Genomic DNA, 1,208 nt, shown 5'->3' on the forward strand with positions numbered 1-1,208 from the left:
TCCGCCGCCGCGGCCGCCGCCTGCGCCGAGGCCTGCGCCAGGCGCACGTCCTGCGCGTCGAGCAGCGCCAGCGGCGCGCCGGCGGCGACCTCGGCGCCGACATCGACGAGGCGCTCGACCAGCTTGCCGCCGATGCGGAAACCCAGGTCGGACTCGATTCGCGCCCTCACCTCGCCGGCATAGACCTGCACGGCCGGCGGCGCGCTGGCGGCATCGACGCTGCGGACGAGGACCGCGGGTGGCGGCGGGGTCTGGGGCGCGGGCGCCGAACAGGCGGCCAGCAAGAACAGGCCGGCCAGCAAGGACGGGAGGGAGCGGAAACGCATGGACATCTCGCGGCGATCGGGAGCGCCCCTGCCGACAAGGCGCGGACGCGGGGCGAGGCCGCTAGTGTAGCGCCTCGCCCGTGTGACCATGGTCACCCACGCGCAGCCCCGGGGCGGTCGCACGAGACCACCGCGGGAGCGTGGCTCGAGGCGGGGTGCCCGTTCGTGCGATCGCCCTGCGCACAGCCTGCGCCCGATCCGCAGACGCGAACGGCCTGGCGCAAGGCCGGGCGCTCAGCGCGACTCGAGCAGTGGCCGTCCGTTGGCCGGCTGGATCGGCCGTCCGTTGCGCGGATACAGGCGGGCGAAGACGTCGAGCTGGTCCGCGGAGATCGCCACCGGCTGCTTCATCACCACCCACAGCACGTCCTCGGTGCACGGCGGCATCGGCAGCGAGCCGGTATACAGGTAGTGCCCCGGCTCGGCCGGCAGCAGCGCCGGCAGGTCGAGCACCGCGTCGGGGGTGTATTCGCGCCCGCGGTCGAGCGGCAGGTTGTTCCACAAGGTCTGCAGCGCGGGATTGGACTCGCCGCCGGCCGACAGCAGCAGCGACAGGATCGCCATGCGGCCGTCGTCGGCGCGATGCTGCAGGTAGATCGCCATGTCGTGCGCCATGCCGCCGACACGATCCTGCGAGGGCCGGTGCAGGGTGAAGCGCTCGAGCGCGTAGCGCACCCCGCGCACGCGGATGCCCATGCCCTCGCCGACCTCGACCTGCAGGGTGTTGCCGGTGTCGCGGATGCGGAAACCCGTGCGGCGGTAGTCGAACTGCACCGGGGCGAGATCGACCGCGATGCCGTCGCGCAGGTCGATCGGCGACTGCCGCGTGCCCTCCGAGCAGGTCCGCCACTCCGGGCGCATGCGGGCCCGAGGCCCCGCGCA

At 73.9% G+C, this 1,208-nt stretch carries 1 protein-coding gene and 1 pseudogene; both read right to left on the reverse strand.

Going from position 1 to position 1,208, the window contains the following annotated elements; translation table 11 throughout:
* Positions 1-326, reverse strand: a pseudogene (locus tag C667_RS23110) (efflux RND transporter periplasmic adaptor subunit); the annotation flags it as partial.
* A 234-nt stretch (positions 327-560) separates the two neighbouring features.
* Positions 561-1,208, reverse strand: a 648-nt coding sequence (locus tag C667_RS23115) for a carbonic anhydrase (RefSeq protein WP_039923031.1), incomplete at its 5' end; no start/stop codon positions are given.

Source organism: Thauera phenylacetica B4P (assembly GCF_000310225.1).
Lineage (GTDB): Bacteria > Pseudomonadota > Gammaproteobacteria > Burkholderiales > Rhodocyclaceae > Thauera > Thauera phenylacetica.